Below are 6000 nucleotides of genomic sequence, written 5' to 3'. Positions count from 1 at the left end.
AAGGCGCTGTTGCAAGCGCAGCAGATCAACAAGTCCGACCGCAACGACGCACGCGGCATTGCGCAGATGATGCGGGTCGGCCTGTTCAAGCCGGTGCATGTGAAGACGCTGGCGGCGCAGGAGCAGCGGATGCTGTTGACCAGCCGCAAGCTCGTCCAGCGCAAGCTGATCGACATCGAGTCCGACATGCGCGGCACTCTGCGCAACTTCGGCCTCAAGGTCGGTGTCGTTAGCACGGTCGGCTATGAGGCCCGTGTCCGTCACCTGGTCGAGGGTTTTCCGCGACTGGCCGCAATCGTCGAGCCGTTGCTGACGGTGCGGCGGGTGATGCGCCAGCAGCTGGCCACGCTCCACAAGATGCTGCTCGACACAGTCCGGCACGATCCGGTGTGCCGGCGGTTGATGACCGCGCCCGGCGTTGGCCCGGTGGTTGCGCTCACCTATCGCGCCTCGATCGACCAGCCCCAGCGCTTCGTCCATTCCAGAGCCGTCGGTGCGCATGTCGGCTTGACCCCCGCGGTAGCATCAGTCGGGCGAGCTCGACTATGATGGCTGCAGCTCCAAGTCCGGCGACATCATGCTGCGAACGATGCTGTACGAAGCGGCGCAGGTCCTGCTGGCCCAGAGCCGGCATTGGTCGTGGCTCAAGGCTTGGGGGATGAAGGTCGCACAGCGCAGAGGCATGCGGCGCGCCATCGTCGCTGTCGCGCGTCGCTTGGCCGTCATCCTCCACCGCATGTGGACGGACGGCACCGACTTCCGCTGGGGCAAAGAACCCGACACCACGGCCACGGCCGCCTGATACGAACCAGACAGGAGCTTCCCAGTTCTGCCTCGGCAGGAAGAGGTCCTCACGGGGACGAAGGTGGCGTGAGATCGTAAGGGCTGCAGCCCTGTCGCCAGCGGCAAGGGCGTCCAAAAGATTGATCCACGCTACTTTGTCTTACCCCATCATGGGGCGGCTACGTGCCGACCCCGGAGAGAAGCACGAACCCCGTGTGGCGATCTAAAGCTCAGCAGAAAACCAGCGTTTGCAGATCGCCGCCTACCAATCTGTCACCACCGGCGCACTCGCGGCGCCGAAGAGCGGCGTGCGCCTGTTGACTCAGGCCGCGATAGAGAAGCCGCCGTTCTGGCCTGGGGCTAGGAACGGCTCAAGTTGGTCGAAAATTGTCGGTCAGCTTCTTCCGCCAAAGTTGATTCGCCTGCGATTCTGCCCGTGGCTGATGTGCGCTAAGCTCGTTGTCCGGGTTTGGTGCCGCGCAGTCCCGAACCGGCGTGACCGCGTGGAGGGGACAGCCGAGTGAGCTGAAAGGGAGGGGATGAACATGGAATTCGACTTCACGAACCGGGACCACGGCGAGTTCCTCTTGGAGGAGATTAATCTGACGGCGCAACTGGCTGCGGTGCGCAGCCTGATCAGGCGCCAGCAGCAGGCGGATGAAGAGCTCCAGAAGGAGGTCGCGGACATACGGAAGGCGGCGATGAAGGCCTCTGGCGAATACGCGATGCACCTTGAGAACACCTGGGTCGACAACATGCATGCCGGCGTCTTCCAGGACGCGGCACACAGCATGTCGGCGCTCGGGATGCTTGCCCCGCTCGTGGAGACGCTGATGACCGCGATCTTCCGTGCCATCGGTCGTGAAAAGCTGGTGGCGGTGGCCGATCTGAAGGAGCTGAGGTCGAAGCTAAAGGCTGACGAAGTGTGGGATCCGCACGTGGTTGCCGGCATCGCCAGGAAGGGCAAGCGGAAGGGCGAGCTCACCAAGAGCACCGACATACTCCGGGGCACCGTTCAGCTAGCCGAACTGACGGGCCTCGAGGCCCATCTACCGGCAGACTGGCAAGTCCGCATGGAGGCGCTGTTTCGCTACCGAAACAGGATGTTCCACAACGGCTTTGAATGGCCGGCCGATGAGCGTGCGAAGTTCGACGAGGACGTGGCTGGGTGGCCCGACGGCTGGTTCCTGAAGTCGGAGCGCGGCACCTCGAAGAAGGGAATCATGGAGCCGTGGATCTTCTACATGAGCGCGGACTTCATTCGCGACACGCTGAAGATGATCGAAGCGATCATCGAGGCTGCCGGGGCCTTTGTGATCGAACGGTCCGCAAAGTCTTGACCGCCGGGTTGAAGGCCTGCGGCCACCTGAAAATCGAACGCCACTGTGAGAACCGAACGGAACCCATCGATGACCACGCCGCCTGAAGCCGATCTCGAAGCCCATCTCAGCGCCCAGCTCCCGAAGATATTCCCGCACATTCCGCCTGGCGACATCGACCACCAGACTCATCTCGTGCTTCGCTTCGGACGCAACGAGATCACCGTGAATGGTGAAACGAAGTGGAAGAAGGAGGGGCGGGCGGACATCGTCCTGAACCACAAGGGCAAGCCGATCGCGGTGATCGAGCTCAAGCGGGCTGGGGTGAAGCTCACGCGCGACGACGTGGACCAGGGGCGGAACTACGCGCGCGTCCTCGAGCATCCGGCGCCGCTCGTGGTCGTGACGAACGGTTCGGATACCTGGCTGATCGACGCCTACTCGGGAGAGGATCTCGCCGGAGACAGCGTCGAGGCCGACCAGCTCCGGGAACTGTTCGCCAACGCGTCGAAGATCGCGGCGGAGAAGCGCCAGGCTGCAATCGAGGCGCTGCTCGGCACGGACTCGTCCATCTGGGAGAGCGCCGTGCAGATGGCGACCGATCGCGTCATCGATCGCCTGAGCACCTGGGATGACGATCTGCGCAAGCCGTTCGGTCGCTTCCATTTCGTCCGGCAGGCTGCCCAAGCGGCCATCGACGCCTTCGAATCCGGCAAGAAGGTGGTCGTCCTCGAGGGCGCGCCCCTGACCGGCAAGACGAACGCCCTGAAGTCGTTCTCCGTGCTGACCGACGTGCTCGAACCGAAGTTCGCGATGCTCTTCGTGAAGGCGTCGATGGCGCATTCCAGCCTGTTCGAACGACTTGCGGACGTGCTGACCAGCGAGCTCGGCTGGGAGATCGAGGGGAAGGACGCCAGGACCTGGCTTCGCAGGTTCGCTTCGAAGGCGGAAGGACCCACGCTGGTGGTCGCGGTGGACGGCGTCGCGAAGGGGTCGCTGGTGGCGAAGGAGCTCGAGACCTTCGCGGAGTCCGGGTTCGGCGACCGACTGAAGTTCCTCGTCACGACAGAGAGTGCGGACGACGTGCTGATGTCCGGCCGGGATGTGTCCGCGCTGGCCGAGGCCGCGGTCTCGTTCCGAATGTCGCCGTTGACGGCTGACGAGTTCCATCAGTCGCGTGCTTCGCTCGGAAAGGGCGGCGTCGGCTTCGATCGTGGCGCGGAACTCTCTCGCGTGCACCGGTTGCCATGGATCCTTCGCGCGGAGCTCGCGCAGATTCCCAAGGACATCCCCTACGGCCGGGAGATCAGGCTTCCCGCATCGATCGGCGTGGAACTGGTCTGGTATGCCCGTGAGCGACTGAAGGGGCTGGCCTACATCCAGCGGCCGCTTCGCGAGATCGCCAGGGCGCTTGTGAACGGCGCGACGAAGAAGTCGGAGGCGCTCGTCCTGGGGCAGATCGGCGGATTCGTCGTCCCGATCGACGACCTCGATTCCAATGGGCGCGCCGCGATGGCAACGCTCGTTGCTGACGGCTGGGCGCGCGAATACCGCCACGCCGGTGGCGAGGACGTGGTCATGCCAACGGTTCCCGAGCTCTTCATGGCCGAATTGTGCGACGTGGTTTCAAGGGAACTCGAGGCGCGGATAGACGATCCGGCCGCGGCCGCGAGGTGGCTCTCTGACACCTGTGCTGGCCTGTTTCTCGGGGACGTGATCGGCGCGCAGGCGATCATCGATTGCGGCTTGCGTCTCGGCTCCTTTCCGCAGCTGCTCATCGTCAAGCTGCTCGAAGACCGTCCCGAAGTCCGGACGATGGGAGCGGCGCTGATCGCGATGACCCTTCGCGACGGGAGCCTGATGCATCTGAAGATCGGAGAGGACGGGAGCATCACACCGAGCGACCGCAGCGGGAATGCGATTGGGAGGACGATCCCGCCGACGCCGGGCGAAGGGCCCGGCCAGACATACGGCGCCCTGACGTCCTGGTCGATCCTTGCGCATCTGACGCGAAGGCCGATGGCGTCGGGGCCGGAGCTGTCCGATCGGGTCGACCTCGTCCTCATCATGGAACTTGGAACATGTCCCTTTCCGCTTCTGCACGTCAGCAACGAGCCGATGGGCGTCATGGTGCATGACCTTGGCGATCACGGCGAGACGCTCGCGCGCGAGCACGCCCTGGCGGATCCGGTGACGATGTCGATGCGGCACCTCTTCGCCCGGGAGTGGGAGCAGATGGACGACTTCATCTCGGCGATGCTGGCCGAGGACAGTCTGGTTCTGATGGTAAGGGTCCACAACGCCCTGCACGCCCTCGAGGACAGCTCGAACATCGAACTGTCAGGCTGGGCGAGCGGACGGCTTTCGAGCACGGTGCTGCCGGAGATCGAGAGGCTGATGGAGATGCCGGCGCATTCGGCTGGCGGAGCAGTGGAAGAGGAGTAGGGTGACTGAGCTGCCCCCTTCTGAGTGGTCCATCGACTATGACAGTCTGGATCATGGAAGGGACGACGAATGCCTGCAAAGAAGCACAAGCCCGAGGAGATTATCGGGAAGCTGCGTGAGGTGGAGATCATGCTGGGTCAGGGCGGCACTACCGCGGAGGCGTGCCGGCGCATCGCGATCAGCGAGCAGACGTACTATCGCTGGCGCAAGGAGTATGGTGGTCTGAAGACGGATCAGGCGCGGCGGATGAAGGATCTGGAGAAGGAGAACCTGCGGCTGCGCCGCGCGATCTCGGACCTGACGCTGGACAAGCTGATCCTGCAGGAGGCTGCCAAGGGAAACTTCTGAGCCCCGCACGGCGCCGGCGCTGCATCGACCAGGTGAGGGAGGTGCTGGATGTGTCCGAGCGGCGCGTGTGCCGCGTGCTCGGCCAGCACCGGTCGACGCAGCGCAAGGTGCCGTGCGGGGCGGATGACGAAGAGGCGCTGACCGAGGACATTGTCGCGCTGGCCAAGCAGTACGGGCGCTATGGCTATCGCCGGGTGACGGCGCTGCTGCATGCGGCCGGCTGGTCGGTGAACCACAAGAGGGTCGAGCGGATCTGGCGACGCGAAGGCCTGAAGGTACCGCAGAAACAATCAAAGCGAGGACGGCTGTGGTTGAATGACGGCTCGTGCATCCGACTGCGGCCGGCGTATCCAGGACACGTCTGGGCCTACGACTTCGTTGAAGCGCGAACCCACGACGGACGTAAGTTCCGCATTCTGACCATCATCGACGAGGCGAGCAGGGAATGCCTGGCTTTGGTGGTAGCTCGCCAGCTCCGCCACGAAGACGTGCTGGCGGCCTTGGCCGAGCTGTTCATCGACCGGGGTCCGCCCGCGCATATCAGGTCGGACAACGGCAGCGAGTTCATCGCAACAGCGGTTCAGAATGGCTCGGCCAAGTGGGCGTGAAGACGCTCTACATCGCCCCAGGCTCGCCATGGGAGAACGGCTACAACGAGAGCTTCAATGGCTCGCTGCGCGACGAGCTGCTCAATGGCGAGATTTTCTACAGCCTCGCTGAAGCCAAGGTGCTGATCGAGGCGTGGCGGCGGCACTACAACACCGTCCGGCCGCACAGCAGCCTCGGCTACCAACCACCGGCCCCGGAAACAGCGACACCGCCATTGCCGGCCTCCGGTTCCGCTTCGCTCCACCTCCGCCCGGCAATGGCGGCGGAGACGACAATGCACTAACTAACAACCCGGACCACCCGGTGGGGGCTGCTCACTTTCGAAACGCCGATTTGCTTACTGAAAAGGGTGTCTCTTAGGCGCCGTTTCGGCTATGAAAAGCCCACCGGAAGTGCAGTTTTCAGCCGTTTTTTGCTCGAGCTATGGCGACCGGACCAAGCAATCTTTCGAGGCAATATGCAACACACCGTACGCTATTAGTAGCAGGCGTGTGCA

The 6000-nt window shown here is 63.8% G+C and carries 2 protein-coding genes and 2 pseudogenes; all 4 read left to right on the top strand.

Features of this window, described 5'->3' with window-relative positions:
- Window positions 1–802: pseudogene (locus tag FHT02_RS19175) on the top strand (IS110 family RNA-guided transposase); the annotation flags it as partial.
- A gap of 526 nt (window positions 803–1328) precedes the next feature.
- Window positions 1329–2123 (top strand): hypothetical protein, encoded by a 795-nt coding sequence (locus FHT02_RS19170; RefSeq protein WP_184091454.1) that lies wholly within the window; start codon window positions 1329–1331, stop codon window positions 2121–2123.
- A 69-nt stretch (window positions 2124–2192) separates the two neighbouring features.
- Window positions 2193–4547, top strand: coding sequence for a type I restriction endonuclease (locus FHT02_RS19165; protein WP_184091452.1), 2355 nt, complete (start codon window positions 2193–2195; stop codon window positions 4545–4547).
- A gap of 69 nt (window positions 4548–4616) precedes the next feature.
- A pseudogene (locus tag FHT02_RS19160) lies at window positions 4617–5787 on the top strand (IS3 family transposase).
- Window positions 5788–6000: the final 213 nt, after the last annotated feature.

This window comes from Sphingomonas xinjiangensis (assembly GCF_014199255.1).
In the GTDB taxonomy this organism is placed as follows: Bacteria; Pseudomonadota; Alphaproteobacteria; order Sphingomonadales; family Sphingomonadaceae; genus Sphingomonas; species Sphingomonas xinjiangensis.
This window is presented reverse-complemented; position numbering and strand designations above follow the sequence as displayed.

Coding starts and splice junctions, on each gene's coding strand:
- FHT02_RS19170 (WP_184091454.1), top strand. CDS start 1,329: ATGGAATTCGACTTCACGAACCGGGACCACGGCGAGTTCCTCTTGGAG.
- FHT02_RS19165 (WP_184091452.1), top strand. CDS start 2,193: ATGACCACGCCGCCTGAAGCCGATCTCGAAGCCCATCTCAGCGCCCAG.